General features: G+C 67.7%; 26 protein-coding genes and 1 rRNA gene. 23 read left to right on the top strand and 4 right to left on the bottom strand.

Features of this window, described 5'->3' with window-relative positions; all coding sequences use genetic code 11:
• Window positions 1-21: 21 nt before the first annotated feature.
• From argS to rho, 6 genes are all read left to right on the top strand, one after another.
• A complete protein-coding gene (gene argS, locus VKG81_RS12645; protein WP_324396396.1) occupies window positions 22-1,674 on the top strand; it encodes an arginine--tRNA ligase in 1,653 nt (550 codons plus the stop codon).
• 80 nt (window positions 1,675-1,754) lie between these two features.
• A complete protein-coding gene (lysA, locus tag VKG81_RS12640) occupies window positions 1,755-3,095 on the top strand; it encodes a diaminopimelate decarboxylase (RefSeq protein WP_324396394.1) in 1,341 nt (446 codons plus the stop codon).
• Complete coding sequence (locus VKG81_RS12635) at window positions 3,092-4,417, top strand: homoserine dehydrogenase (protein WP_324396390.1); 1,326 nt, start codon at window positions 3,092-3,094, stop codon at window positions 4,415-4,417. The genes lysA and VKG81_RS12635 overlap by 4 nt, the downstream gene beginning before the upstream one ends.
• Window positions 4,414-5,505, top strand: coding sequence for a threonine synthase (gene thrC, locus VKG81_RS12630; protein ID WP_324396388.1), 1,092 nt, complete (start codon window positions 4,414-4,416; stop codon window positions 5,503-5,505). The genes VKG81_RS12635 and thrC overlap by 4 nt, the downstream gene beginning before the upstream one ends.
• 17 nt (window positions 5,506-5,522) lie before the next feature.
• Window positions 5,523-6,467: a homoserine kinase gene (thrB, locus tag VKG81_RS12625; RefSeq protein ID WP_324396386.1), complete on the top strand. Its 945-nt coding sequence runs from the start codon at window positions 5,523-5,525 to the stop codon at window positions 6,465-6,467.
• Between the two features lie 275 nt (window positions 6,468-6,742).
• Entirely contained in the window at window positions 6,743-8,509 is a 1,767-nt protein-coding gene (gene rho / locus VKG81_RS12620; protein WP_324396384.1) for a transcription termination factor Rho, read from the top strand.
• Window positions 8,510-8,576: 67 nt separating this feature from the next.
• Here rho and VKG81_RS12615 read toward each other — a convergent pair whose 3' ends face one another.
• From VKG81_RS12615 to VKG81_RS12605, 3 genes are all read right to left on the bottom strand, one after another.
• Window positions 8,577-8,957 carry a hypothetical protein gene (locus VKG81_RS12615; RefSeq protein ID WP_324396383.1) on the bottom strand — a complete coding sequence of 127 codons (381 nt, stop codon included), beginning with the start codon at window positions 8,955-8,957 and terminating at the stop codon, window positions 8,577-8,579.
• 144 nt (window positions 8,958-9,101) lie between these two features.
• Window positions 9,102-9,740 carry a chitin-binding protein gene (locus VKG81_RS12610; protein WP_324396381.1) on the bottom strand — a complete coding sequence of 213 codons (639 nt, stop codon included), beginning with the start codon at window positions 9,738-9,740 and terminating at the stop codon, window positions 9,102-9,104.
• Between the two features lie 280 nt (window positions 9,741-10,020).
• Complete coding sequence (locus VKG81_RS12605; protein ID WP_324396380.1) at window positions 10,021-10,389, bottom strand: PE-PGRS family protein; 369 nt, start codon at window positions 10,387-10,389, stop codon at window positions 10,021-10,023.
• Window positions 10,390-10,710: 321 nt separating this feature from the next.
• On the opposite strand from VKG81_RS12605, the gene rpmE reads away from it, so the two are divergent.
• From rpmE to VKG81_RS12530, 15 genes are all read left to right on the top strand, one after another.
• Window positions 10,711-10,953 (top strand): 50S ribosomal protein L31, encoded by a 243-nt coding sequence (rpmE, locus tag VKG81_RS12600; protein ID WP_324396378.1) that lies wholly within the window; start codon window positions 10,711-10,713, stop codon window positions 10,951-10,953.
• 115 nt (window positions 10,954-11,068) lie between these two features.
• Window positions 11,069-12,154 (top strand): peptide chain release factor 1, encoded by a 1,086-nt coding sequence (gene prfA / locus VKG81_RS12595; RefSeq protein ID WP_324396376.1) that lies wholly within the window; start codon window positions 11,069-11,071, stop codon window positions 12,152-12,154.
• Window positions 12,151-13,029 carry a peptide chain release factor N(5)-glutamine methyltransferase gene (prmC, locus tag VKG81_RS12590; RefSeq protein WP_324396374.1) on the top strand — a complete coding sequence of 293 codons (879 nt, stop codon included), beginning with the start codon at window positions 12,151-12,153 and terminating at the stop codon, window positions 13,027-13,029. Before prfA ends, prmC begins: the two co-directional genes overlap by 4 nt.
• Window positions 13,026-13,679, top strand: a complete 654-nt coding sequence (locus VKG81_RS12585; protein WP_324396372.1) for an L-threonylcarbamoyladenylate synthase — start codon at window positions 13,026-13,028, stop codon at window positions 13,677-13,679. Before prmC ends, VKG81_RS12585 begins: the two co-directional genes overlap by 4 nt.
• Window positions 13,680-13,689: 10 nt before the next feature.
• Entirely contained in the window at window positions 13,690-14,886 is a 1,197-nt protein-coding gene (locus VKG81_RS12580; RefSeq protein WP_414685256.1) for a glycosyltransferase family 4 protein, read from the top strand.
• Window positions 14,887-15,119: 233 nt separating this feature from the next.
• Window positions 15,120-15,596: an ATP synthase subunit I gene (locus VKG81_RS12575; RefSeq protein ID WP_324396368.1), complete on the top strand. Its 477-nt coding sequence runs from the start codon at window positions 15,120-15,122 to the stop codon at window positions 15,594-15,596.
• A complete protein-coding gene (gene atpB / locus VKG81_RS12570) occupies window positions 15,589-16,344 on the top strand; it encodes a F0F1 ATP synthase subunit A (protein ID WP_324396367.1) in 756 nt (251 codons plus the stop codon). Before VKG81_RS12575 ends, atpB begins: the two co-directional genes overlap by 8 nt.
• A gap of 60 nt (window positions 16,345-16,404) precedes the next feature.
• Window positions 16,405-16,650: a F0F1 ATP synthase subunit C gene (locus VKG81_RS12565; protein ID WP_163775980.1), complete on the top strand. Its 246-nt coding sequence runs from the start codon at window positions 16,405-16,407 to the stop codon at window positions 16,648-16,650.
• Window positions 16,651-16,663: 13 nt separating this feature from the next.
• Window positions 16,664-17,200: a F0F1 ATP synthase subunit B gene (locus tag VKG81_RS12560; RefSeq protein WP_324396392.1), complete on the top strand. Its 537-nt coding sequence runs from the start codon at window positions 16,664-16,666 to the stop codon at window positions 17,198-17,200.
• A 4-nt stretch (window positions 17,201-17,204) separates the two neighbouring features.
• Window positions 17,205-18,542 carry a F0F1 ATP synthase subunit B/delta gene (locus VKG81_RS12555; RefSeq protein WP_324396363.1) on the top strand — a complete coding sequence of 446 codons (1,338 nt, stop codon included), beginning with the start codon at window positions 17,205-17,207 and terminating at the stop codon, window positions 18,540-18,542.
• A gap of 50 nt (window positions 18,543-18,592) precedes the next feature.
• A complete protein-coding gene (gene atpA, locus VKG81_RS12550; protein ID WP_324396361.1) occupies window positions 18,593-20,239 on the top strand; it encodes a F0F1 ATP synthase subunit alpha in 1,647 nt (548 codons plus the stop codon).
• Window positions 20,240-20,251: 12 nt separating this feature from the next.
• Window positions 20,252-21,172, top strand: a complete 921-nt coding sequence (locus VKG81_RS12545) for a F0F1 ATP synthase subunit gamma (RefSeq protein ID WP_324396359.1) — start codon at window positions 20,252-20,254, stop codon at window positions 21,170-21,172.
• Window positions 21,173-21,191: 19 nt separating this feature from the next.
• Window positions 21,192-22,721, top strand: a complete 1,530-nt coding sequence (atpD, locus tag VKG81_RS12540; protein ID WP_324396357.1) for a F0F1 ATP synthase subunit beta — start codon at window positions 21,192-21,194, stop codon at window positions 22,719-22,721.
• A 9-nt stretch (window positions 22,722-22,730) separates the two neighbouring features.
• Window positions 22,731-23,087 (top strand): F0F1 ATP synthase subunit epsilon, encoded by a 357-nt coding sequence (locus tag VKG81_RS12535; protein ID WP_414685257.1) that lies wholly within the window; start codon window positions 22,731-22,733, stop codon window positions 23,085-23,087.
• Window positions 23,088-23,101: 14 nt separating this feature from the next.
• The gene (locus tag VKG81_RS12530; protein ID WP_324396354.1) at window positions 23,102-23,545 is read left to right on the top strand and encodes a DUF2550 domain-containing protein; all 444 of its coding nucleotides are present in this window, start codon (window positions 23,102-23,104) and stop codon (window positions 23,543-23,545) included.
• Window positions 23,546-23,556: 11 nt separating this feature from the next.
• Here VKG81_RS12530 and VKG81_RS12525 read toward each other — a convergent pair whose 3' ends face one another.
• On the bottom strand, window positions 23,557-24,141 hold the full coding sequence (locus VKG81_RS12525) for a cob(I)yrinic acid a,c-diamide adenosyltransferase (RefSeq protein WP_324396352.1): 585 nt from the start codon (window positions 24,139-24,141) through the stop codon (window positions 23,557-23,559).
• 57 nt (window positions 24,142-24,198) lie between these two features.
• On the opposite strand from VKG81_RS12525, the gene murA reads away from it, so the two are divergent.
• Both murA and VKG81_RS12515 read left to right on the top strand, forming a co-directional pair.
• Window positions 24,199-25,458 (top strand): UDP-N-acetylglucosamine 1-carboxyvinyltransferase, encoded by a 1,260-nt coding sequence (gene murA / locus VKG81_RS12520; protein WP_324396350.1) that lies wholly within the window; start codon window positions 24,199-24,201, stop codon window positions 25,456-25,458.
• 228 nt (window positions 25,459-25,686) lie between these two features.
• Window positions 25,687-25,753: ribosomal RNA gene (locus VKG81_RS12515) — 16S ribosomal RNA — on the top strand; the annotation flags it as partial.

Below are 25,753 nucleotides of genomic sequence, written 5' to 3'. Positions count from 1 at the left end.
CAGACCATAGGATGGACCCTCGTGACCCCCGCCGACCTGGCCGAGCTGCTCGGCAACACCGCCGCCGCGGTGCTGACCGAGCACGGCCTCGACACCGCCGCGCTGCCCGCGACGGTGACCGTCGAGCGGCCCCGCAACCCCGAGCACGGCGATTACGCCACCAACCTGGCGTTGCAGCTCGGCAAGAGGGTGGGCGCGAACCCCCGTGAGCTGGCCGGCTGGTTGGCGGACGCGCTGACCGGCGTCGACGGCATCGCGGAGGCCACCGTCGCCGGGCCCGGCTTCGTCAACCTGCGGCTCGCCGCCACCGCCCAGGGCGTGATCGTCAAGAACGTCATCGAGGCGGGCCGTGGCTACGGCCACTCCGGCGTGCTCGCCGGACAGAGGATCAACCTCGAGTTCGTCTCCGCCAATCCCACCGGGCCCATCCACATCGGGGGCACCCGCTGGGCCGCGGTCGGGGACGCACTGGGCCGGTTGCTGGCCACCCAGGGCGCCGAGGTGGTGCGCGAGTACTACTTCAACGACCACGGCGCGCAGATCGACCGCTTCACCCGGTCGCTGATCGCCGCCGCACAGGGCGAACCCACTCCCGAGGATGGCTACGCTGGCAGCTACATCGGCGACATCGCGGCCAAGGTGCTCGATAAGGCGCCCGACGCGCTGGGTCAGCCCGAACCGCGGCGCAGTGAGACATTCCGGTCGATCGGCGTCGAGTTGATGTTCGACCACATCAAGCGATCCCTGCACGACTTCGGCACCGACTTCGACGTGTACACCCACGAGGAGTCGATGCACACCAGCGGCCGCGTCGACGAAGCCATCGCCAGGCTGCGTGAAACGGGCAACATCTACGAGAAGGACGGCGCAACCTGGTTGCGCACGAGTGCCTTTGGCGACGACAAGGACCGCGTCGTCATCAAGAGCGACGGCCAGCCCGCCTACATCGCCGCCGACATCGCCTACTACCTCGACAAGCGCCGTCGCGGGTTCGACTTGTGCATCTACATGCTCGGTGCCGACCACCATGGCTACATCGCGCGGCTTAAGGCCGTCGCCGCTGCCCTGGGCGAGGACCCCGATACGGTCGAGGTGCTCATCGGCCAGCTGGTCAACCTGGTCCGTGACGGGCAGCCGGTCCGGATGAGCAAGCGGGCCGGCACGGTGATCACCCTCGACGACCTCGTCGAGGCGATCGGCGTCGACGCCGCCCGCTACTCGCTGATCCGGTCTTCGGTCGACAGCCCGATCGACATCGACCTCGCGCTGTGGTCGTCGGCATCCAACGAGAACCCCGTTTACTACGTGCAATACGCGCACGCGAGACTCTCGGCGCTGGCCCGCAGCGCCGCCGAACTCGGGTTGATCCCCGAGACCGGCCACCTCGAGTTGCTCACGCACGAGCGCGAGGGCGTCCTGATCCGCACCCTCGGCGAATTCCCGCGCGTGCTGAAAACGGCTGCCGCGATGCGGGAGCCGCATCGGATCAGCCGCTATCTGGAGGACCTCGCCGGTGACTATCACCGGTTCTACGACTCATGCCGTGTGCTGCCCCAGGGTGACGAGCAACCCAACGAACTGCACACCGCACGGCTGGCGCTGTGCCAGGCCACCCGGCAGGTGATCGAGAACGGCCTGGGCATCCTCGGTGTCACCGCCCCGGAGCGGATGTGAACGTCCACCCCGCCGGCCCCCGGCATGCCGAAGAGTTCCACCACGCGTCCGCGCCGCCGCGGCCGGCGACGCCGCACGACCTGCTGCGCCTGGCGCCGAACGTCTGGCCGCGCAACACGGCTCGCGGCGACGACGGCGTCGTCAGCATCGGTGGTGTTCCGGTGACCACGCTTGCGAAGGACTATGGCACCCCGTTGTTCGTCGTCGACGAGGACGACTTCCGGTCGCGCTGCCGCGAGATGGCAGCCGCTTTCGGTGGCGGCCGGAACGTCCGCTACGCGGCGAAGGCGTTCTTGTGCACCGAGATCGCACGCTGGATCGCCGAAGAAGGATTGTCACTCGACGTCTGCTCCGGCGGCGAGTTGGCCGTCGCGCTGCACGCGCAGTTCCCACCCGACCGGATCGCGATGCACGGCAACAACAAATCGGTCGACGAGCTGACCGCCGCGGTCAAGGCCGGCATCGGGTACGTGGTGCTGGACTCGATGACCGAGATCGAGCGGCTTGACGAGATCGCCGGGGAACTCGGGGTCGTGCAGGACGTCCTGGTGCGTGTCACCATCGGCGTCGAGGCGCACACCCACGAGTTCATTTCCACCGCCCACGAGGACCAGAAGTTCGGGTTGTCGCTCGCCGGCGGCCAGGCCATGGCCGCGGTGCGCCGGGTGTTCGAGACCGATCACCTGCGGTTGGTCGGGCTGCACAGCCACATTGGTTCACAGATCTTCGACGTCGCGGGGTTCGAACTCGCCGCCCACCGAGTCATCGGGCTGCTGCGGGATGTCGTCGCGGAGTTCGGTGTGGACAAGACTTCACAGATCGCCGCCGTCGACCTCGGTGGCGGGCTCGGCATCTCCTATGTGCCGCAGGACGATCCGCCTCCCGTGGCGGATCTCGCCACCAAGCTCGGCGCGATCGTGGGCAACGAGTCCGCGCGAGCGGGTCTGCCCGCGCCGCGGCTGATGGTCGAACCGGGTCGGGCGATAGCCGGCCCGGGCACCGTCACGCTCTATGAAGTCGGAACCGTCAAGGACGTCGCGGTCACGCAGGCCGCTCACCGGCGCTACGTCAGCGTCGATGGCGGGATGAGCGACAACATCCGCACCGCGCTGTACGGCGCAGAATACGACGTTCGGCTGGTGTCACGGGCGAGCGACGCACCGCCGACGCTGGCGAGGATCGTCGGAAAGCATTGCGAGAGCGGTGACATCGTGGTGCGCGACGCCTGGGTGAGCGACGACGTCGCGCCCGGCGATCTGCTCGCGGTCGCCGCGACGGGCGCCTACTGCTATTCGATGTCGAGCCGTTACAACCTGATCGCCCGCCCTGCCGTGGTGGCCGTGCGCGACGGGCACGCTCGCCTGATCCTGCGCCGGGAGACGGTCGATGACCTGTTGAGTTTGGAGGTGACGAGGCCATGACCGGTGACGAAAAGCCCGTTGGCGTAGCCGTATTGGGGCTGGGCAATGTCGGCAGCGAGGTGGTGCGCATCATCGGGGACAGCGCCGCCGACCTGGCCGCCCGCATCGGCGCTCCGCTCGAGCTGCGCGGCATCGGGGTGCGGCGGGTTGCCCCCGATCGCGGCGTGCCGGTGGAACTGCTCACCGACGACGTGGACGCGCTGGTGTCCCGCGACGACGTCGACATCGTCGTCGAGCTGATGGGCCCGGTCGAGCCTGCGCACAAGGCAATCCTGGGCGCGCTCGAAAAGGGCAAGTCCGTGGTGACGGCCAACAAGGCGTTGCTCGCGCAGTCCACCGGTGAGCTGGCACAGGCGGCCGAGCGCGCCCACGTCGACCTGTACTTCGAAGCGGCTGTCGCGGGCGCGATCCCGGTGATCCGGCCGCTGACGCAGTCGCTGGCGGGCGACACCGTGCTGAGGGTGGCGGGGATCGTCAACGGAACGACCAACTACATCCTCTCGGAGATGGACTCGACCGGCGCGGACTACGCGAGCGCGTTGGCCGATGCGAGCGCGCTCGGATACGCCGAGGCCGATCCGACCGCCGACGTCGAGGGCTATGACGCCGCGGCCAAGGCCGCGATCCTGGCGTCGATTGCGTTTCACACCCGGGTCACCGCCGACGACGTCTACCGCGAGGGCATCACGAACGTCACGCCCGCCGACTTCGCGTCGGCGCGTGCGCTGGGCCGCACGATCAAGCTGTTGTCCATTTGTGAGCGCATCACCACCGACGACGGGCAGCAGCGGGTTTCAGCGCGGGTCTATCCCGCTCTGGTGCCGCTGACGCACCCGCTCGCCGCCGTGAGCGGCGCCTTCAACGCCGTGGTCGTGGAGGCCGAGGCCGCGGGCCGGCTGATGTTCTACGGGCAGGGTGCGGGCGGCACCCCCACCGCCTCGGCGGTGATGGGCGACGTGGTGATGGCTGCCCGCAACCGGGTCCAGGGCGGCCGCGGTCCCCGCGAATCCAAGTACGCCCAGCTGCCTGTGTCGCCGATCGGGTTCATCCCGACCCGCTACTACGTCAGCATGAACGTCGCCGACCGCCCTGGCGTACTGGCCACCGTCGCAGCCGAATTCGCGAAGCGCGAGGTGAGCATCGCCGAGGTCAGGCAGGAGGGCGTCGTCGACGGGGGCGGTCAGCGGGTCGGTGCCCGCGTCGTCGTCGTCACCCACACGGCCACCGACGCGGCGCTGTCGGACACCGTCGCCGCGCTGGCCGACCTCGACGTGGTGCAGAACGTGGCCAGCGTGCTGCGACTGGAAGGAAACGGGCAATGAGCGCGAGCACCCGCCTGCGGGAAGCGGTGCACCACCCGTGGCCCGGAATCATCGCGGCCTACCGGGACCGGCTGCCGATCGGTGATGACTGGACGCCGATCACCTTGCTGGAAGGCGCCACGCCGCTGATCCACGCGACCAGGCTTTCCGAATTGACCGGGTGCGCGGTGCACCTCAAGGTCGAGGGCCTGAACCCCACCGGGTCGTTCAAGGATCGCGGGATGACGATGGCGGTCACCGACGCGCTGGCCCGTGGCCAGCAGGCCGTGCTGTGCGCGTCGACCGGAAACACCTCGGCATCGGCGGCCGCCTACGCCGCACGGGGGGGTATCACCTGCGCGGTGCTGGTGCCGCAGGGCAAGATCGCGATGGGCAAGCTCGCGCAGGCGGTGATGCACGGGGCGAAGATCATCCAGATCGGCGGCAACTTCGACGACTGCCTTGAACTGGCCCGCAAGACCACGGCCGACTTCCCGGCCGTGGCGCTGGTGAACTCGGTCAATCCGGTCCGGATAGAGGGCCAGAAGACCGCGGCGTTCGAGATCGTCGACGCGCTGGGCACCGCTCCGGACGTGCACGCGCTGCCGGTGGGTAACGCCGGCAACATCACGGCCTACTGGCGGGGGTACACGGAATACCACCGCGACGGACTGTCCGACCGTCTGCCGCGGATGCTTGGCACCCAGGCCGCCGGCGCGGCACCCCTGGTGTTCGGCGCGCCGGTCAGGGAGCCTGAGACCATCGCCACGGCGATCCGGATCGGTTCACCGGCGTCATGGGGTCCGGCCGTCGAGGCCCAGCAGCAGTCCAACGGCCGGTTCCTCGCTGCGACCGACGAGGAGATCCTGGCCGCCTACCATCTGGTGGCGCGGAGTGAGGGCGTGTTCGTCGAACCCGCTTCGGCAGCCGGCATCGCCGGGCTGCTCAAGTCGATCGAGGACGGCTGGGTGTCGCGCGGCTCGACCGTTGTCTGCACGGTGACCGGTAACGGCCTGAAAGATCCGGACACGGCGCTCAGGGACATGCCGGTCGTGTCGCCTGTGCCGGTGGATCCTGTCGCTGTGGCGGCCGAGCTGGGTCTGGTCTGAGGCGAAACGGATTGCCGGTGACTGCGACCCTCCCCGCCGGGCTGACGGCCAGCGCCGTGGTATCCGCCTCCACCGCGAACCTGGGCCCCGGCTTCGACAGTCTCGGGTTGGCGCTCAGCCTCTACGACGAGATCATCGTCACCACAATCGAATCCGGTTTGCAGGTTGAAGTCGAAGGCGAGGGCGCCGGCCAGGTCCCCCTCGGGCCTGAGCACCTGGTGGTCAGGGCGGTGGAGCACGGCCTGGCTGCCGTGGGAGCGAGTGCCTCGGGGCTGGTCGTCCGGTGTCGCAACGACATCCCGCACTCGCGGGGCCTGGGATCGTCTGCGGCCGCCGTGGTCGGCGGTCTGGCCGCTGCCAACGGCCTTCTCGCAAAAGCGGGTTCGACACCACTGAGCACCGCCCAGCTGATCCAGATCTCGTCGGAGTTCGAAGGGCATCCGGACAACGCCTCGGCCGCGGTGCTCGGCGGTGCGGTGGTGTCCTGGACGGAACATCGCGATGATCACGCGACGTACTCGGCGGTGTCCCTTCGTGTGCACCCGGATATTCGCCTGTTCGCGGCGATCCCGGAGGACCGGTCTCTGACTGCCGCCACCCGCGTGCTGCTGCCGGGGCACGTCAGCCACCAGGACGCGCGGTTCAACGTGAGCCGCGCCGCTCTGCTGGTGGTCGCGCTGACCCAACGACCGGATCTGCTGCTGGTGGCCACCGAGGACAGGTTGCATCAACCGCAGCGGGCCGCCGCGATGCCCGCGTCGGCGGAATACCTGCGCGTGTTGCGGCGTTGTGGTATTCCAGCGGCGCTATCAGGGGCTGGGCCGGCGTTGGTCATCTTTACTACTCGGCCGGAGCTGCCCGCCGAAGCCCTCGAGTTCGGTGCCGCCAAAGGATTCGTCGTTCGCGAGATGGGAATCGGTCCGGGTGTCCGGTGGACCTCGGGTGTCGTCGCACAGCGCTAGGTCCACGGCGCCTCCCGCCGACGTCAACCGGCCTTTCTTGCTTCCGGCACAGAAGGAGGTTATCCTCGGTGCCGTCCAGCAATCGCAGCATCTGCACCTGCGCCGACACTAGGACGACCACCAAATCTTCTCGGGGATGACGGTTCGCGGTAGCACCGCGGACTCCTGCGATCACCGTTGCGAAGCCAGCGGTGGGACTTTCGCATCCAGCGCATTGGGCTGAATGCAACGAACCCCTCGCCTGACCACATCAGCGAGGGAGAGAAAGGACATCCGTGACTGATACGGACCTCATAACGGCTGGTAGTGGCGCCGGAGATACGGAGCTGCCCACCACCGTGACATCAGATGTCAATGCTTCCGAACCGGCCCGGATCGCCTCGAACGCGCCCGCGGCAAACGCCGATGGCGGGCTGGGGTCGATGGTCTTGCCGGAACTACGCGCGCTGGCCAACGAGGTAGGCGTCAAAGGCGCGTCCGGGATGCGCAAGAACGAACTGATCGCCGCGATCCGCGAGCGGCGCGGCGAGCCAAACGCCAACGCGCACAATGGTGAAGCGGCCGCTGCTGACAGGGCCGAGGGTGCCGCCGGGGCGGCCACCGGCACCGAACCACAGCGGCGTGAACGCCGCGCGCCCTCCCGCGAGGCCGGCGCCCGTGAGAAGGACGCCTCCGACAAGCCGAAGGCCGATGACACGGCGCCCGCCAAGTCCGACGAGGACACCAAGCAGGACGGCACCGCCGAACAGGCGCAGGGCGGCCAGCAGAACCGCGACGATGACGTCGAAGGCAGGCAGGGTCGGCGCGGGCGCCGCTTCCGCGACCGCAGGCGCCGCGGCGAACGCGGCGGCGGTGACGGCAACGGTGAGGCCGAGCTGCGCGAAGACGACGTCGTCCAGCCGGTCGCGGGCATCCTCGACGTGCTGGACAATTACGCGTTCGTCCGCACCTCGGGCTATCTGGCCGGGCCGAACGACGTGTACGTGTCGATGAACATGGTCCGCAAGAACGGACTGCGCCGCGGCGACGCCATCACCGGTGCTGTCCGTGTCCCCAAGGACGGCGAGCAGCCCAACCAGCGGCAGAAGTTCAATCCGCTGGTCCGCCTGGACTCCGTCAACGGCGGCCCGGTTGAGGACGCCAGGAAGCGCCCGGAGTTCGGCAAGCTGACTCCGCTGTACCCGAACCAGCGGCTGCGGCTGGAGACGTCGACCGACCGCCTGACCACCCGCATCATCGATCTGATCATGCCGATCGGCAAGGGTCAGCGCGCGCTGATCGTGTCGCCGCCGAAGGCGGGCAAGACCACGATCCTCAAGGACATCGCCAACGCGGTCACCCGGAACAACCCGGAGTGCCACCTGATGGTGGTCCTGGTCGACGAGCGGCCCGAGGAAGTCACCGACATGCAGCGCTCGGTCAAGGGCGAGGTCATCGCCTCGACGTTCGACCGGCCGCCGTCCGACCACACATCGGTGGCCGAGTTGGCCATCGAACGGGCCAAGCGCCTGGTTGAGCAGGGCAGGGATGTCGTCGTGCTGCTCGACTCCATCACCCGCCTCGGCCGGGCGTACAACAACGCGTCTCCGGCGTCGGGCCGCATCTTGTCCGGTGGCGTCGACTCGACCGCGCTTTACCCGCCGAAGCGGTTCCTCGGCGCCGCCCGCAACATCGAGGAGGGTGGGTCGCTGACCGTCATCGCTACCGCGATGGTGGAGACCGGCTCGACCGGCGACACCGTGATCTTCGAGGAGTTCAAGGGCACCGGCAACGCCGAGCTCAAGCTCGACCGCAAGATCGCCGAGCGCCGTGTGTTCCCGGCCGTCGATGTCAACCCGTCGGGCACGCGTAAAGACGAGTTGCTGCTGTCGCCCGACGAGTTCGCGGTCGTGCACAAGCTGCGTCGCGTGCTCTCCGGCCTGGATTCGCACCAAGCCATCGACCTGCTCATGTCGCAGCTGCGCAAGACCAAGACCAACTACGAGTTCCTGGTCCAGGTCTCCAAGACGGCGCCGGGAGCGGTGGACGAGGACTACGCCTGAGCAATTCGCTAACCGCAAACGGCCGCCTTACCCCTCGGTAAGGCGGCCGTTTTCGTCGGCTGGCCCGTTACAGCGGGATCCACACCCCGCCCAGGTAGAAGCCCCACTGGTTGTAACCGGGGTCCCACACCGGTTGAACGTTGTAACCCCAGTAGTTGATCGGCGGCGGTGGCGGGCCCCAAGGTGCGGGAAGTGGTCCGTTCCACGCGACCGGCGGCGGCGCGCCCCAGCCCCACGGCGGCGCTCCGTCGCCCCATGGCGCGTTGTGCCATCGGCCGTGCCAGTCGTCGACGGGCGCGTACCCGTGCCAGCCCGGGCCGTCGTGCCATGGCCCCGGCGGGCCGGGCACCCACGGGTCGGCGCACGCGGCGCCGGCGCCGAGCCCGATGGCCGCCAATGCCAGTCCGCCGGTGAGGGCGGCCCCGGCAGCAATCCGTTTGAATTTCATCGATCACTCCTCTCCTGCGACTCTCCTGCGACAACCACGTCGGACGTTATGCGACAACCACGCTGGGCGTCCCCGGCGAACTGCCGCAAGGGGAGGACGGCCGCCTTGCCGGTCGCTAGGCGGCCGTCCCTGTCGGCTAGCTCCTTACAGCGGAATCCAGATTCCGAAGAACCAGAAGCCCCACTGGTTGAAGCCCTGGTCCCATGTCGGTTGCTCGTTGTAGCCCCAGTAGTTGATGGGTCCTGGCGGCGGCCCGTCCGGCGGCGGCAGCGGCCCGAACCAGTCGGGCGCTGGCGGCGCACCCCAGCCCCACGGCGCGGGTCCGTCGCCCCACGGGGCGTCACGCCAGCCTCTGAAGGCTCCCGGCGGCGGCGGTCCGCCGTGCCAGTCACCCGGTCCGCCCGGGTGCCAGTCACCGGGTCCGCCGCCCGGGTGCCAGTCGCCTGGCGGCCTGTCCGGTCCACCGGGGTCAAAACCGCGCGGCCCGCCAGGGTCTCCTGGCCACCCACCGGGCGGCCCACCGGGCCCTCGGGGATCACCGCGGAAGTCCTGCGGCTGCGGGCCGTCCGGTCGACCGGGCCCGCCACCACCCGGAGGGCCAGGCGGGGCCAGCCGGGGACCCCCTCCCGGTCCGGGTCCCGGGGGTCCACCCGGTCCGCACCCCGGCGGCGGACAACCGCCGCCGCCGGGCGCCGCGTATGCCACACCTGCGCCGAGCCCCATCAGCGCCAGGCCAACGCCACTCGCGAGGGAAACCCCCGCGACGGCTTTCTTCAGGTTCATCGTGTAACTCCTTGTCCGGAGACATTGGCTCCGATTTACCCCGACAAACCGACGCTAGATAGCTTGTCTATGATTGAGCTATGTGCCCGCTGGCTATCTGCTGCACAGGCTAATCACCTTGTCAGACAAGCCTTTTACGCTTTCGACAATTACGCGACAGTTCCGCGACGACGACGCGCAAGAACGACCGCAGACGCCACGCCGGAACGGTCGTCCGGCGCGGCGGCTCGGTGGCCCCCGGGCCCTGTCCCCCAGGAGCTATCGGGTGCGCAGCGTGGGGCTACCCGCCATTACCGGGAGCGCCGGGAAAGCCGCCGGAGCCGCAGCCGACACCGGCCACGCAACCGCCGCCACCCGGGCCGAGGACGTTGACCCCGCCCGAGCCGCAACCGACCCCGGGAACGCAGCCGCTGCCGCCCGGCAGGCCCGGACCGTTCGAGTTCGCTCCACCGGAGCCGCAACCTGCGCCGTTGACGCAGCCGCCGCCGCCCGGGCCGTTGCCGTTGTCGTCGGTGGGGGCGAAGTAGGTGGTCGCCGGGGCGGTGCGGGCCGGAGCGGCATCGGCCGCGGCGATCGGTGCAGCGGCGATCGCCGTCGCGACCGCACCGGCCAGGAACACGGGTGTGATGAAATTGAGTTTGACTATCATTCTTTTCGCGTACCACGCAGGCACGGACTTGAAACCTTGAAACACCGCACGATTAATCGGGTTACCGCCCCGGTTCGGGTTGTTAGCCATTCAAGCGGAGACAGCACTTCTGCCACGAAAGATACTAACGTACTCAGTTTGCTCCGTGTCATAATGCCCGGCGAAGGCACGTCTCCGTACGGAATACCTCCGGAGGTGACGGCGTTTGGGCAGGTGGCGGTTGACCTGGCATAATTGTCCGCCAGACACCTTGGTTCCGGTTCACGCCCCATCCCAGGTCATGGAGGGCGACCCGGCGGCCAGCGATTGAAGAGGAAACCAATGAAATCGGGTATTCACCCTGACTACGTCGAGACCACGGTGCACTGCGGCTGTGGTAACACGTTCACGACCCGCAGCACGAAGAAGAGCGGACAGATCCTCGTCGAGGTCTGCTCACAGTGCCACCCCTTTTACACCGGCAAGCAGAAGATCCTCGACAGCGGCGGCCGCGTCGCCCGGTTCGAGAAGCGCTACGGCAAGCGCAAGGCCGCGTCGGCGGACAAGGCCGGGTCCGACACGTAGCTGCTTTCCCGACACCCGGCGCTGCGCCCACCGCCAGCCGCAGGCCGGGCGTCGGTTTGCGTTCGGCAGCCTGATATGCCTGATATGCCTGATATCCGGGTAGGAGGTGACACGGATGGCGCAGAACACCGAAACCGGCGCGCCGGCAATCGACGCGCTGGTGGCCGAACACGCTGACCTCGAGCGCCAGCTGTCCGACCCGCACCTGCACGCGGAGCCGGCGAGGGCACGCAAGTTGGGCAGGCGCTTCGCGCAGGTCGCGCCGATCGTGGCCACCTACCGCAAACTGGAGGCGGCCAGCGGCGACCTGGAGACCGCGCGCGAACTCGCCGTCGACGACGAGTCCTTCGCGGCGGAGGTCGACGAGTTGCAGTCGCGCGTCGCCGAATTGGACACGCAATTGACCGACATGCTCGCACCGCGGGACCCGCACGACGCGGACGATGTCGTGCTCGAGGTCAAGTCGGGAGAGGGCGGTGAGGAGTCCGCGCTTTTCGCCGCGGACCTCGCGCGGATGTACATCCGCTACGCCGAGCGGCACGGCTGGACCGTCACCGTCCTCGGCGAAACCACTTCCGACCTGGGTGGTTACAAGGAAGCTACGCTGTCGATCGCCGGCAAGGGCGATTCGGCCGACGGTGTCTGGTCGCGGCTGAAGTTCGAAGGCGGCGTTCACCGTGTCCAGCGGGTCCCGGTCACCGAGTCCCAGGGCAGGGTGCACACGTCCGCGGCCGGCGTGCTGGTCTATCCCGAGCCCGAAGAGGTCGGCCAGGTGGAGATCGACGAATCGGATCTGCGCATCGACGTGTACCGCTCGTCGGGCAAGGGCGGCCAGGGTGTCAACACCACCGACTCCGCCGTCCGCATCACGCACCTGCCCACCGGGATCGTCGTCACCTGCCAGAACGAACGTTCCCAGCTGCAGAACAAGATTCGGGCCTTGCAGGTGCTTTCGGCCCGCCTGCAGGCGATGGCAGAGGAGCAGGCGCTTGCCGAGGCGTCCGCCGACCGGGCCAGCCAGATCCGCACCGTGGACCGCAGCGAGCGGATCCGCACCTACAACTTCCCCGAGAATCGGATCACCGACCATCGGATCGGGTTCAAAGCCCACAACCTCGACCAGGTTCTCGACGGTGAACTCGATCCGTTGTTCGACGCACTCGCCGCCGCCGACAAGCAGTCCCGGCTGCAGAACGCATGACGCGCACGGGGTCGGCCCGGGAGGCCGTTCGGCCCGCGACGGTGGTGCTGCGCGCGATCGATGAAGCGACCGCCAGGTTGGCCGGCGCAGGCGTCGCGTCACCGCGCCGGGACGCTGAGGAACTCGCCGCGTACGTCGTCGGCATCTCCCGTGGACGACTCGCGCTGATCGACTCGCTCGCCGACGACTTCGCCCACCGCTACGCCGAGTTGGTCGCCGCGCGATCCCGCCGCATCCCGCTGCAACACCTCATCGGTACCGCGGCGTTCGGCCCCGTCACGCTGCAGGTCGGCCCGGGTGTCTTCGTTCCCCGACCCGAAACCGAGGCGCTTCTGGAATGGGCCGTGCGCCGGCGGCTGGGACCAAGTCCCGTGATCGTCGATCTGTGCACCGGCTCCGGCGCGCTGGCCGTCGCGCTGGCCCGCCGCCTGCCCGCGGCGCGGGTGGTTGCCGTCGACGACTCCGCCGACGCGCTGCACTACGCGCGACGCAACAGCGCGGGAACCGCGATCGACGTCCGCGAAGGCGACGTGACCGACCCGGCGCTGTTCGCCGATCTCGACGGCAGCGTCGACCTTGTCGTCGCCAACCCGCCGTATCTGCCCGACGCGGCCGACGTCGAACCCGAGGTGGCACAGCATGATCCGCCGGCGGCGCTGTTCGGCGGACCGGACGGCATGGCGGTCATCGAACCGATCGTCGCGTTGGGCGCCCGGTGGCTCAAACCCGGCGGGCTGCTCGCCGTCGAGCACGACGACACCGCGTCGGAGGCCACGAAGGCGTTGCTCCGGGCCCGATTCGACGAGATCGTCGGCCACACCGACTTCGCCGGCCGGCCGCGATTTGTGACCGCGAGGCGCAGGACGGCCCGATGAGCCCGGTCTTCGACTGCTCCGACCCCCAGCAGCGCGCGACCGGCATCGCCTCGGCGATCAGTGCGGTGAAGGACGGCCGGCTGGTGGTGCTGCCCACCGACACCGTGTACGGCATCGGCGCAGACGCCTTCGACGCGTCGGCGGTTGCAGCGTTGCTCTCGGCCAAGGGCCGCGGCCGCGACATGCCGGTGCCGGTGCTGGTCGGCTCCTGGCACACCGTCGACGGCCTCGCGTTGTCGGTGCCGCACGCGGCCCGCGAACTGGTGCGCGCGTTCTGGCCTGGGGCGCTGAGCCTTGTTGTGCGGCAGGCACCGTCGCTGCAGTGGGATCTGGGCGAGGCGCGGGGCACGGTGATGTTGCGGATGCCGTTGCACCCGGTGGCGATCGAGCTGCTGCGCGAGGTCGGGCCGATGGCGGTCTCGAGTGCCAACATCTCCGGTCAGCCTCCCGCCGTCACCGCGCAAGATGCTCACCGCCAGCTCGGCGAGCTGGTGGCGGTCTACCTGGATGCCGGCCCCTCGCAGCGTCAGGCGGCGTCGACCATCGTCGACCTGACCGCCGCGACGCCGCGCATCCTTCGCCTCGGGCCGATCAGCGCGGCCGCAGTCGCCGAGGTACTCGGCGTCGACGCGGCCACGCTCACGGACTGATCTCAGTTTGGTGAAGTACGGTTCATCGGTGATCTCCGCGGCTCACAGCATTCTCGCGCTGTCCGATCGTGGAGCCGGTGTGCCGCTGCGGGAGTTGGCATTGGTCGGCCTGACCGCCGCGATCATCACCTACTTCTGCACCGGGTGGGTCCGGGTGCTCGCCACCCGGCTCGGAGCGGTCGCCTACCCGCGCGAACGCGACGTCCACCTCCAGCCCACGCCCCGGATGGGCGGATTGGCGATGTACATCGGCGTGCTGGCGGCGGTGCTGCTGGCCTCGCAACTGCCCGCCCTGACCCGTGGCTTCGTCTACTCCTCCGGGATGCCGGCGGTGCTGGTCGCGGGCGGGCTGATCATGGGCATCGGTCTGATCGACGACCGGTGGGGCCTGGATGCGCTGACCAAGTTCGCCGGACAGATCACCGCGGCCAGCGTGCTGGTCACGATGGGCGTGGCGTGGAGCGTGCTGTACATCCCCATCGGTGGGGTCGGCACCATCGTGCTGGACCAGGTGTCGTCGATCCTGCTGACGCTGGCGCTGACCGTGGCGATCGTCAACGCGATGAACTTCGTCGACGGGCTCGACGGGCTCGCGGCCGGGCTCGGGCTGATCACCGCGTCGGCGATCTGCGTCTTCTCCATCGGTTTGCTGCACGGCCACGGAGGCGACGTGCTGTTCTACCCGCCGGCCATCATCTCGGTGGTGCTCGCGGGCGCATGCCTCGGGTTCCTGCCGCACAACTTCCATCGCGCCCGCATCTTCATGGGCGACTCCGGCTCGATGCTGATCGGGTTGATGCTGGCCGCGGCGTCCACCACGGCCGCCGGGCCGATCTCGCAGAACGCGTACGGCGCACGCGACGTGTTCGCTCTGCTGTCGCCGTTCCTGTTGGTCGTCGCGGTCATGTTCGTGCCGATGCTGGACCTGTTGCTGGCGATCGTGCGGCGCACGCGCGCGGGCCGGAGCGCCTTCAGCCCGGACAAGATGCATCTGCACCATCGGCTGTTGGAGATCGGCCACTCGCACCGCCGCGTGGTGCTGCTGATCTACCTGTGGGTGGCCATCGTCGCGTTCGGCACCGCCAGCACGATCTTCTTCGATCCGCGCTACGCCGGCGGGGTCATGTTGGCGGCCATCGTGGTGGCGATCGTGGTGACCGTGATCCCGCTGCTGCGGCGTCGCGAAGAGCTGTACGACGACAAGTAGTAGGTGCCGGTTAGGGCCATCTACCATGTGGTACGGTGCTGGTAGAACCCGAAAGAAGCACCGCGGGTTGCCGGCCCCCGGCTCGTCGGACTCGCCCCCGACGGGACGATTACGACCGACATAGGAGATTCTCCTTGGGTGATTTCAGCATGCCGATCGCCCTCCGATACGCTCGGCGGGTCGCCGACCGATCAGTCAGGCATCTCCCAGCAACGCGGGATTGAGGTATCGAAGTGACGACGCCAGCGCACGACGCGCCGTTGGTGTTTCCTTCTGTTGCATTCCGGCCGGTTCGCCTCCTTGTCATCTGCCTCGCGCTGACGGCCGCCGCGGTCGGGACGGGCGCCCTGATGGGCCATGTGATGGTCGGGGCGTTCTTCGGAGTCGGGCTCGGTCTCGGTTTGCTCAACGCGGTGCTCGTGCAGCGTTCAGTCGATTCGATTACGGCCCACGAGCACCCGTTGAAGAGGAAGATGGCGCTGAACTCGGCGACCAGGCTGTTGATCATCACTGTGATCGGACTGACGATCGCATTCGTCTTCCGGCCCGCCGGGTTGGGCGTGGTCTTCGGTCTGGCGCTGTTCCAGGTGCTGCTGGTGCTGACGACGGCGCTGCCGGTGTGGAAGAAGTTGCGCACCGGGGCAGGGGCGGTGCCCGGCGACGGTGCGGGCGGCGAGGCGACCGAAGGGACGGGGACACAGCATGACTGAGCAGACCCTCGCCGAGGCGGCAATCGAGGTCGGCCAGCACGACACCGTCAAGTGGTTCGGCATGAGCGTCAACCTCGACACCGTGCTGTCCACGGCGATCGCCGCGGCCATCGTGATCGCGCTGGCGTTCTTCTTGCGCGCCAAGGTCACGTCATCGGGCGTGCCCGGCGGGGTGCAGCTGTTCTGGGAAGCCATCACCGTTCAGATGCGCAACCAGATCGAGACCGCGATCGGTATGCGGATCGCCCCGTTCGTGCTACCCCTGGCCGTGACGCTGTTCGTGTTCATCCTGATCGCGAACTGGCTGTCCGTCCTTCCGGTGCAGTACACCGACAAGTCGGGACACACCCATGAACTGCTCAAGCCGCCGGCCTCGGACATCAACTTCGTGCTGGCGCTGGCCGTGTTCGTCTTCGTCTGCTACCACGCGGCGGGCATCTGGCGCCGCGGCATCATCGGCCACCCGTTGAAACTGCTGAAGGGCCACGTCGCGTTCCTCGCGCCGATCAACCTCGTCGAGGAGATCGCCAAGCCGATCTCGTTGTCGCTCCGACTTTTCGGCAACATTTTCGCCGGCGGCATCCTGGTCTCGCTGATCGCGCTGTTCCCGCCGTGGATCATGTGGGCGCCCAACGCGATCTGGAAGAGCTTCGACCTGTTCGTCGGCGCGATCCAGGCGTTCATCTTCGCCCTGCTGACGATCTTGTACTTCAGCCAGTCGATGGAGCTCGATGAGCACGACGATTAGCACCTCGGACTTGCCGCAAATCCTGGCAGGACGGCCTGCCAGTTATCAAGGAGGATACGAATGAATCCCACTATCGCTGCCGGCGCCCTCATCGGCGGTGGACTGATCCTGGCCGGCGGCGCCATCGGCGCCGGTATCGGTGACGGTGTGGCCGGTAACGCGCTGATCTCCGGAATCGCGCGGCAGCCCGAGGCGCAAGGCCGGCTGTTCACCCCGTTCTTCATCACCGTCGGTCTGGTCGAGGCCGCCTACTTCATCAACCTGGCGTTCATGGCCCTGTTCGTGTTCGCCACCCCGGTTAAGTAAGTAGTCCATGGCCATCGGTCACCTGAGCGCATCGGTCCTGGCGGCCGGCCAGGCCGCGGGGGAGGGCGGCACGAGCAACTTCCTCATCCCCAACGGCACCTTCTTCGTCGTGCTGATCATCTTCTTGATCGTGCTCGGCGTGATCGGCACCTTCGTGGTGCCGCCGATCACGAGGGTGCTGCGGGAGCGCGACGCCATGGTCCGCAAGACCGCGGAGGACAACCGCACGGCCACCGGGCAGTTCGCCGCCGCCCAATCCGACTACGAAAAGGCGATGGCCCGGGCGCGCAAGGAGGCGTCGAACATCCGCGAGCAGGCCCGGGCCGAGGGACGCAAGATCATCGAGCAGGCGCGTGGCCGGGCCTCGGGGGAGGCGGAGGCGGCGCTGCAACGGGCCGCGGAGGAGCTCAAGCACCAGGCCGACGCGATCGCCGCCGAGTTGCGGTCCTCGGTGGAGTCGCTGGCGGCGGCGCTGGCCACCCGCGTGCTGGGCGTCGACCTCGGCCCCAAGCCGTCCCGCAAAGCCACGACGACTGCCTCGGGGCGGTAGCGAGATGGCGACATTCATCGGACAGCTCGTCGGCTTCGCGATCATCGCGTGGCTCGTCTGGCGTTACGTGGTCCCGCCGGTGCGGCAGCTGATGACCGCGCGGCAGGAGACGGTCCGCAAGCAGCTGGAGGAGAGCGCCGATGCGGAAAAGCGGCTCGTCAGGGCCGAAAAGGCGCACGAAAAGGCGCTCGGGGAGGCCAAGGCCGAGGCCAGAAGCGTCGTCGAAGAAGCCCGGGTCGACGCCGAACGCATCATCGAGCAGCTCCGCGCGCAAGCCGACGCCGAAGTCGCGAGGGTCAAAATCCAAGGGCAACAGCAGATCCAGCTGCTGCGCGCCCAACTCGTCCGCCAGCTTCGTGAAGACCTCGGCTCCGAATCCGTACGCCGTGCAGATGAGTTGGTGCGGGGGCACGTGTCCGATCCCGTCCGGCGTTCGGCAACGGTCGACCGATTCCTCGACGAGCTCGACGCGATGGCGCCGTCGGAAGCCGCTTTGACGGACCCGGTCACCGCGACAATGCGCTCGGCCAGCCGGGAGTCGCTCAACGCGATGGTCGAGCGCTTCGACCGGGTGGTCGCCGACCTGGACGCCGGCGCGTTGTCGCAGCTCGCCGACGAACTCGCCTCCGTCGTGAAACTTCTTGTCCAAGAACCAATTCTGACCAGGCACCTGGCCGACCCGGCCGATGACCCCGCACCCAAGCTCCGGATGGTTGAGCGGCTGTTCGGCGGCAAGCTGGACGCCCCGGCGCTCGAGGTGGTGAAAGCCGCGGCGTCGGGGCGTTGGTCGGCGGACTCGGACCTGATCGACGCCCTGGAGCACGCGGCGCGGCTGGCGCTTCTGGCCCGCGCCGACCGCGAGAACCGGATCGACGAAGTGGAAGAACAACTGTTCCGGTTCGGGCGGATCCTGGATTCCCAGCCCCGGCTTGCCACGATGCTCGGTGACTTCGCCACCCCGGTGCAGGGTCGGGTCGGTCTGCTCGAGGACGTGCTGAATCACGCTGAGGGCGTGAACCCGATCACCGCCGCACTGCTGACGCAGACGATCGAGTTGCTCCGCGGTGGGCGAGCAGACGACGCGGTCAGGGCGCTTGCCGAGTTGGTTGTGGCCCGGCGCGCCGAGGTGGTCGCGCACGTGGAGTCGGCCGCCGAACTCAGCGAGCCGCAACGCACCCGCCTGACCGACGTGCTGAGCCGCATCTACCACCATCCCGTTTCGATCCAGCTGCAGATCGATCCGGAGGCGTTGGGGGGCTTGTCGATCTCCGTCGGAGACGAGGTCGTCGACGGCACGCTGGCCTCGCGCCTCGCCGCGGCCAGGACGCGGTTACCGAATTAGGACCAGACATCAACAGACAGACACATATCGGAAGCAGGAAGACGAAAGCCATGGCAGAGTTGACAATCTCCGCTGACGACATCCAGGGCGCCATCGAGGAGTACGTCGCGAGCTTCGAAAGCGACACCGCCCGTGAGGAGGTCGGCACAGTCATCAACGCCGGTGACGGCATTGCCCACGTCGAGGGCCTTCCGTCGGTCATGACGCAGGAGCTGCTCGAGTTCCACGGTGGGGTGCTCGGGGTCGCACTGAACCTCGACGAGCACAACGTCGGCGCGGTGATCCTGGGTGACTTCGAGCTGATCGCAGAAGGCCAGCCGGTCAAGCGCACCGGCGAGGTGCTGTCGGTGCCCATCGGGGACGCGTTCCTCGGTCGCGTCGTCAACCCGCTCGGCCAGCCGATCGACGGCCGCGGCGAGGTCGAGTTTCAGGGACGCCGCGCGCTTGAGATCCAGGCGCCGTCGGTCGTCCAGCGGCAGGGGGTCAAGGAGCCGCTGCAGACCGGCATCAAGGCCATCGATTCGCAGACCCCGATCGGTCGTGGCCAGCGCCAGCTGATCATCGGCGACCGCAAGACGGGCAAGACCTCGATCTGCGTGGACACGATCCTGAACCAGCGGCAGAACTGGGAGTCCGGCGATCCCAGCCAACAGGTCCGTTGCGTCTACGTGGCGATCGGCCAGAAGGGCACCACGATCGCCAGCGTGCACAACACCCTCGAAGAGGGCGGCGCCATGGACTACACCACGATCGTTGCCGCACCGGCGTCCGACTCCGCCGGCTTCAAGTGGCTTGCGCCCTACACCGGCTCGGCGATCGGCCAGCACTGGATGTACGACGGCAAGCACGTGTTGATCGTGTTCGACGACCTGAGCAAGCAGGCCGAGGCCTATCGCGCGATCTCCCTGCTGCTTCGCCGTCCCCCGGGCCGGGAGGCCTACCCGGGCGACGTGTTCTATCTGCACTCCCGGCTGCTGGAGCGCTGCGCGAAGCTCTCCAACGAGATGGGCGCCGGCTCGATGACCGGCCTGCCGATCATCGAGACCAAGGCCAACGACATCTCCGCCTACATCCCGACCAACGTCATCTCGATCACCGACGGCCAGTGCTTCCTCGAGAGCGACCTGTTCAACCAGGGCGTCCGCCCGGCCATCAACGTGGGCGTCTCGGTGTCGCGCGTCGGTGGTGCGGCTCAGATCAAGGCCATGAAAGAGGTGGCCGGATCGCTGCGGCTGGACCTGTCGCAGTACCGCGAACTGGAGTCGTTCTCCGCGTTCGCATCCGATCTGGACGCCGCCACCAGGGCGCAGTTGGATCGCGGCGCGCGACTGGTGGAGCTGCTCAAGCAGCCCCAGCATCACCCGATGCCGGTCGAGGAGCAGGTGGTCGCGATCTTCCTCGGCACCAAGGGGTTCCTCGACTCGGTGCCGGTGGAGGATGTCGGCCGGTTCGAAGCCGAATTCCTCGATCACGTGCGCGCATCGGCGCCTGACATCCTCAAGGAGATCCGCGAATCCAAGCAGCTGACCGACGAAACCACCGACAAGCTGACCGAAGCGATCAACCAGTTCAAGAAGGGCTTCGCGACATCCGACGGCAGCGCCGTCATTCGAGACGAGCACGTCGGGGCCATGGACGCCGAGGCCGAAGAGAAGGAGTCGGTGCGGGTGCGCAAGCCGGCACCGAAGAAGGAGTAGGTCGAAACACCAATGGCTGCCACACTGCGCGAGCTTCGTGGCCGTATCCGCTCCGCCGGGTCGATCAAGAAGATCACCAAGGCCCAGGAGATGATCGCCACATCGCGGATCGCCAAGGCGCAGGCTCGGGTCGAAGCGGCCCGGCCTTACGCCGAGGAGATCACCAAGATGTTGACCGACCTCGCCGACGAGTCCGCTCTGGACCATCCGTTGCTCGTCGAACGCGAGAATCCAAGGCGGGCTGGAGTTCTGGTGGTCGCCTCCGACCGTGGCCTGTGCGGTGCCTACAACTCCAACCTGCTCAGGCGATCCGAGGAACTGTTCTCGCTGCTGCGGGAAGAGGGCAAAACGCCCATCGTCTACGTCGTCGGGCGAAAAGCGCTGAACTACTTCCGCTTTCGGAACTGGGATATCACCGACTCGTGGACCGGGTTCTCGGAGCAGCCGACTTACGAGAACGCCCAGGAGATCGCCTCGACGCTGGTGGATGCGTTCAACGCCGGCGTGGACGACGAGGGGGACGACCCCGGCCCCGACGAGGTTCTCGGCGTCGACGAGTTGCACATCGTGTTCACCGAGTTCCGGACGATGATGTCAACGCCCGCCCAGGCGCGGCGCATCGCGCCGATGGAGGTCGAGTACCAGGAAGACGCCGGACCGCGCACGCTGTTCTCGTTCGAGCCGGACGCGGAAACGCTTTTCGCGTCGTTGCTGCCCCGCTACGTGACGACCCGGATCTTCGCCGCGCTGCTGGAGGCGGCGGCCTCCGAATCGGCGTCGCGGCGGCGCGCGATGAAGTCGGCGAGCGACAACGCCGACGATCTCATCCGCGACCTCACCCTGCAGGCCAACCGCGAACGGCAGGCCCAGATCACCCAGGAAATCAGCGAAATCGTAGGCGGCGCGAACGCGTTGGCCGAAGCTCACCGCTAAGCACCAGAAAGCGAACGACATGACTTCTACTGCGCAACGCGAAGCAACCGCGAAAGACAACAAGGACACCAACGGCCGCGTCGTACGCGTCACCGGCCCGGTGGTCGACGTCGAGTTTCCGCGCGGCGCCGTACCGGGGCTGTTCAACGCCCTGCGAACGGAGATCACGTTCGAGGAGCTCGCGAAGACCCTGACCCTGGAGGTTGAGCAGCACCTGGGCGACAGCCTGGTGCGTTGCATCTCGCTGCAACCGACCGACGGGCTGGTGCGCGGGGCGGAGGTCATCGACACCGGCACCTCGATCCAGGCTCCCGTCGGCGACGGAACCAAAGGGCACGTGTGGAACGCGCTCGGCGACTGCCTCGACGAAAAGGGCTACGGATCCGACCTGGAACGCTGGCCGATTCACCGTAAGCCGCCGGCGTTCGACGAGCTGGAACCCCGCACCGAGATGCTGGAGACGGGGCTGAAGGTCATCGACCTGCTGACCCCCTACGTGCGAGGCGGCAAGATCGCGCTGTTTGGCGGCGCCGGCGTGGGCAAGACGGTGCTGATCCAGGAGATGATCAACCGCATCGCCCGCAACTTCGGCGGCACATCGGTGTTCGCCGGGGTGGGTGAGCGGACCCGCGAGGGCAACGACCTGTGGGTCGAACTCGGCGAGGCCAACGTGCTCAAGGACACCGCGCTGGTGTTCGGTCAGATGGACGAGCCGCCGGGCACCCGTATGCGCGTCGGCTTGTCGGCACTGACCATGGCCGAGTTCTTCCGCGACGAGCAGGGCCAGGACGTGCTGCTGTTCATCGACAACATCTTCCGGTTCACCCAGGCCGGTTCGGAGGTGTCGACGCTGCTCGGCCGCATGCCGTCCGCGGTGGGTTACCAGCCGACCCTGGCCGACGAGATGGGTCAGCTGCAGGAGCGGATCACCTCCACGCGCGGCCGGTCCATCACGTCGATGCAGGCCGTCTACGTGCCCGCCGACGACTACACCGACCCGGCTCCGGCGACCACGTTCGCGCACCTCGATGCGACCACCGAGCTCAGCCGAACGGTGTTCTCGAAGGGCATCTTCCCGGCGGTCGATCCGCTTACGTCGAGCTCCACGATCCTCGACCCGGGTATCGTGGGAGAGGAGCACTACCGCGTGGCGCAGGAGGTCATTCGAATCCTTCAGCGCTACAAGGACCTGCAGGACATCATCGCGATTCTGGGTATCGACGAGCTGTCCGAGGAAGACAAGCAGCTGGTCAACCGCGCCCGCCGCATCGAGCGCTTCCTGTCGCAGAACATGATGGCCGCCGAGCAGTTCACCGGTCAGCCCGGTTCGACGGTTCCGCTCAAGGAGACCATCGAGGCGTTCGACAGGCTCACCAAGGGTGAGTTCGATCACCTGCCGGAGCAGGCGTTCTTCCTGATCGGCGGTCTTGAGGACTTGGAGCGCAAGGCCGAGAGCCTTGGCGTGAAGATGGACGAATCCAAAGATGATGGTGCGCCGGCCTCCAAGGGCGGCGAAGACGGCGACGACGAATCGGCTGAGGAGAGCTAGGTGGCCGATATGGACGTCGACATCGTCGCCGTCGAACGCAAGATCTGGTCCGGCAAGGGGACATTCGTGTTCACCCGCACCGCGGCAGGCGAGATCGGCATCCTGCCGCGGCACATTCCGTTGGTGGCACAGCTGGTTGACGACGCCATGGTGCGGGTGGAGCGCGAGGGCGAAGACGACCTGCGGATCGCCGTGGACGGCGGATACATGTCGGTGACCGACCAGGGAGTGATCATCCTGGCGGAGTCGGCCGAATTCGAATCGGAGATCGACGCCGACGGTGCCAGGCGAGATTCGGAGTCCGAGGATCCCCGCATCGCCGCCAGGGGCCGAGCCAGGCTGCGTGCGTTGGGCGAGATCGACTAGGAGGCACTCCGGCGATGAGCGCGCCGATGGTGATCATGGTCGTGCTCATCGCTGTGCTGCTGTTGGCTGTCGTGGCGCTCAGCTACCGGCTGTGGAAACTTCGCCAGGGTGGGACGGCCGCGATCCTGCGCGACATTCCCGCCGTCGGCGGCCACGGCTGGCGCCACGGGGTGATCCGCTACCGCGGTGGTGAGGCGGGATTCTATCGGCTGTCCAGCCTGCGTTGGTGGCCCGATCGCCGGCTCAGCCGTCGCGGACTGGAGATCGTCTCCCGGCGAGCACCCCGCGGCGACGAGTTCGACATCATGACCGCCGAGATCGTCGTCCTCGAGCTGCGCGACACCGGGCCCGACCGTCGGCGTGGCTATGAAATGGCGCTCGACCGGGGCGCGTTGACCGCGTTCCTGTCGTGGCTCGAGTCACGGCCTTCCCCGCGTGCCCGCAGGCGCCCGGAGTAGCTCGCGGCGAGCTAACTTTCGGCGGGACGCGCACCGCCTGGCCGCCAGAGGATGTCGCCCTCGGGGTTGGCGACCCGGGACAGGATGAACAACAGGTCCGACAACCGGTTGAGGTATTTGGCGGGCAGCACGCTGACGGTCTCCGGATGTGCCGCAATGGCCGCCCAGGCTGAGCGCTCCGCGCGTCGCGCCACGGTTCGGGCTACGTGCAGCAAAGATGACAGCGCCGAACCACCGGGCAGCACAAAGGAATCCAGTGCCGATAATCCGGCGTTGAAAGTGTCGCACCACTTTTCGAGCCGGTCGATGTAGTCCTGCGTGATGCGCAACGGCGGATGTTCGGGATTCTCCACGACCGGCGTGGATAAATCGGCGCCGGCGTCGAACAGGTCGTTCTGGATCTGACGAAGGACGGCGGTCATCTTTGGATCAGGCTCACCCAGGGCGATCGCCGCGCCGATGGCGGCGTTCGTTTCGTCACAGTCCGCGTACGCCGTCAAGCGCGGATCGTTCTTGGATACCCGCGAGAAATCGCTCAATCCGGTGGTGCCGTCGTCACCGGTACGGGTGTATATGCGGGTCAGGTGTACTGCCATGGTCAAACCGTACCGGCCAGACTGACATTGAGAACCGCGCTGTTTACACTAAGCCGCGTGAGCGAGCGGTTTGTGGTGACCGGCGGCAACCGGTTGTCGGGGGAGGTTGCTGTCGGCGGCGCCAAGAACAGCGTGCTCAAGCTGATGGCGGCGGCCCTGCTGGCCGAGGGCACCAGCACCATCACGAACTGCCCCGACATCCTCGATGTTCCGCTGATGGCTGACGTATTGCGCGGCCTGGGCGCCAACGTCGAACTCCACGACGGAACGGTGCGCGTGACCTCACCGGATGAGCTCAAATACGACGCGGACTTCGCCGCGGTCCGCCAGTTCCGGGCGTCGGTGTGCGTGCTGGGACCGCTGGTCGGACGCTGCAGGCGCGCGCGTGTGGCGCTGCCCGGTGGCGACGCGATCGGATCGCGGCCTCTGGACATGCATCAGGCGGGGCTGCGGCAGCTGGGCGCCAAGTGCAACATCGAACACGGGTGCGTGGTGGCCGAGGCAGATCATCTGCGGGGCGCGGAGATTCAGCTCGAGTTTCCCTCCGTCGGCGCGACCGAGAACATTCTGATGGCGGCCGTCCTCGCCGAGGGCGTGACGACGATTCACAACGCCGCCCGTGAGCCCGACGTCGTCGACCTGTGCACGATGCTCAGCCAGATGGGGGCCGGCATCGAGGGCGCGGGCTCACCGACGATGACCATCACCGGTGTCGATCGGCTCTACCCGACCGAACACCGGGTGATCGGCGATCGCATCGTGGCCGCGACCTGGGGAATCGCGGCGGCGATGACGCGTGGCGACATCTCGGTCACGGGTGTGGACCCCGCGCACCTTCAGCTGGTGCTGCACAAGCTGCACGATGCGGGCGCCACGGTCACCCAGCACGACAACGGCTTCCGGATCGTGCAGTACGAGCGCCCCAAGGCGGTCAACGTCGCAACGCTGCCGTTCCCCGGCTTCCCCACCGACCTGCAGCCGATGGCGATCGGGTTGGCGTCCATAGCCGACGGCACCTCGATGGTCACCGAGAATGTCTTTGAAGCGCGGTTCCGGTTCGTGGAGGAGATGATCCGGCTGGGCGCCGACGCCCGGACCGACGGCCACCACGCGGTGGTGCGCGGCCTGCCGCAGCTGTCGAGCGCGCCGGTCTGGGCGTCGGACATCCGGGCCGGTGCCGGGCTGGTGTTGGCCGGCCTGGTCGCCGACGGTGACACGGAGGTTCACGACGTCTTCCACATCGACCGCGGTTACCCGCTGTTCGTCGAGAATCTGGTCAGTTTGGGTGCCGAGATCGAGCGCGTGAGCAGCGCGTAGACTGGGGAATAACGAACCCTCCCGCGCGGTCGCAAGATGTCCGCGCGGGGCGATTGACGCACCTTGAACGGTGGAGTACACTGGCAGGGTTGCCCGCAGACCGGGTGTGTTGTTTGAGAACTCAATAGTGTGTTTGGTGGTTTTTGTTTTTTGTTTTTTTTGCTGCGCTCCTGGCGTCCCCGTGTTGGGGGTGTGGCGTGTTTTGGTCAGGTTTCTCTGATTGGGTTTTGTTTGGAGAGTTTGATCCTGGCTCAGGACGAACGCTGGCGGCGTGCTTAACACATGCAAGTCGAAC

Origin of the sequence: Mycobacterium sp. (assembly GCF_035314905.1) — a bacterium.
Taxonomy (GTDB): domain Bacteria; phylum Actinomycetota; class Actinomycetes; order Mycobacteriales; family Mycobacteriaceae; genus Mycobacterium.
Note: the sequence above shows the minus strand (reverse complement) of the source record. Positions and strands in the feature narration are given on the sequence as shown.

Coding starts and splice junctions, on each gene's coding strand:
- atpA (WP_324396361.1), top strand. CDS start 18,593: ATGGCAGAGTTGACAATCTCCGCTGACGACATCCAGGGCGCCATCGAG.
- prmC (WP_324396374.1), top strand. CDS start 12,151: ATGACGCGCACGGGGTCGGCCCGGGAGGCCGTTCGGCCCGCGACGGTG.
- rpmE (WP_324396378.1), top strand. CDS start 10,711: ATGAAATCGGGTATTCACCCTGACTACGTCGAGACCACGGTGCACTGC.
- VKG81_RS12615 (WP_324396383.1), bottom strand. CDS start 8,957: ATGAAATTCAAACGGATTGCTGCCGGGGCCGCCCTCACCGGCGGACTG.
- thrC (WP_324396388.1), top strand. CDS start 4,414: ATGAGCGCGAGCACCCGCCTGCGGGAAGCGGTGCACCACCCGTGGCCC.
- VKG81_RS12635 (WP_324396390.1), top strand. CDS start 3,092: ATGACCGGTGACGAAAAGCCCGTTGGCGTAGCCGTATTGGGGCTGGGC.
- atpB (WP_324396367.1), top strand. CDS start 15,589: ATGACTGAGCAGACCCTCGCCGAGGCGGCAATCGAGGTCGGCCAGCAC.
- VKG81_RS12605 (WP_324396380.1), bottom strand. CDS start 10,389: ATGATAGTCAAACTCAATTTCATCACACCCGTGTTCCTGGCCGGTGCG.
- VKG81_RS12555 (WP_324396363.1), top strand. CDS start 17,205: ATGGCGACATTCATCGGACAGCTCGTCGGCTTCGCGATCATCGCGTGG.
- VKG81_RS12565 (WP_163775980.1), top strand. CDS start 16,405: ATGAATCCCACTATCGCTGCCGGCGCCCTCATCGGCGGTGGACTGATC.
- VKG81_RS12610 (WP_324396381.1), bottom strand. CDS start 9,740: ATGAACCTGAAGAAAGCCGTCGCGGGGGTTTCCCTCGCGAGTGGCGTT.
- VKG81_RS12530 (WP_324396354.1), top strand. CDS start 23,102: ATGAGCGCGCCGATGGTGATCATGGTCGTGCTCATCGCTGTGCTGCTG.
- prfA (WP_324396376.1), top strand. CDS start 11,069: ATGGCGCAGAACACCGAAACCGGCGCGCCGGCAATCGACGCGCTGGTG.
- VKG81_RS12535 (WP_414685257.1), top strand. CDS start 22,731: ATGGACGTCGACATCGTCGCCGTCGAACGCAAGATCTGGTCCGGCAAG.
- atpD (WP_324396357.1), top strand. CDS start 21,192: ATGACTTCTACTGCGCAACGCGAAGCAACCGCGAAAGACAACAAGGAC.
- VKG81_RS12545 (WP_324396359.1), top strand. CDS start 20,252: ATGGCTGCCACACTGCGCGAGCTTCGTGGCCGTATCCGCTCCGCCGGG.
- VKG81_RS12585 (WP_324396372.1), top strand. CDS start 13,026: ATGAGCCCGGTCTTCGACTGCTCCGACCCCCAGCAGCGCGCGACCGGC.
- VKG81_RS12525 (WP_324396352.1), bottom strand. CDS start 24,141: ATGGCAGTACACCTGACCCGCATATACACCCGTACCGGTGACGACGGC.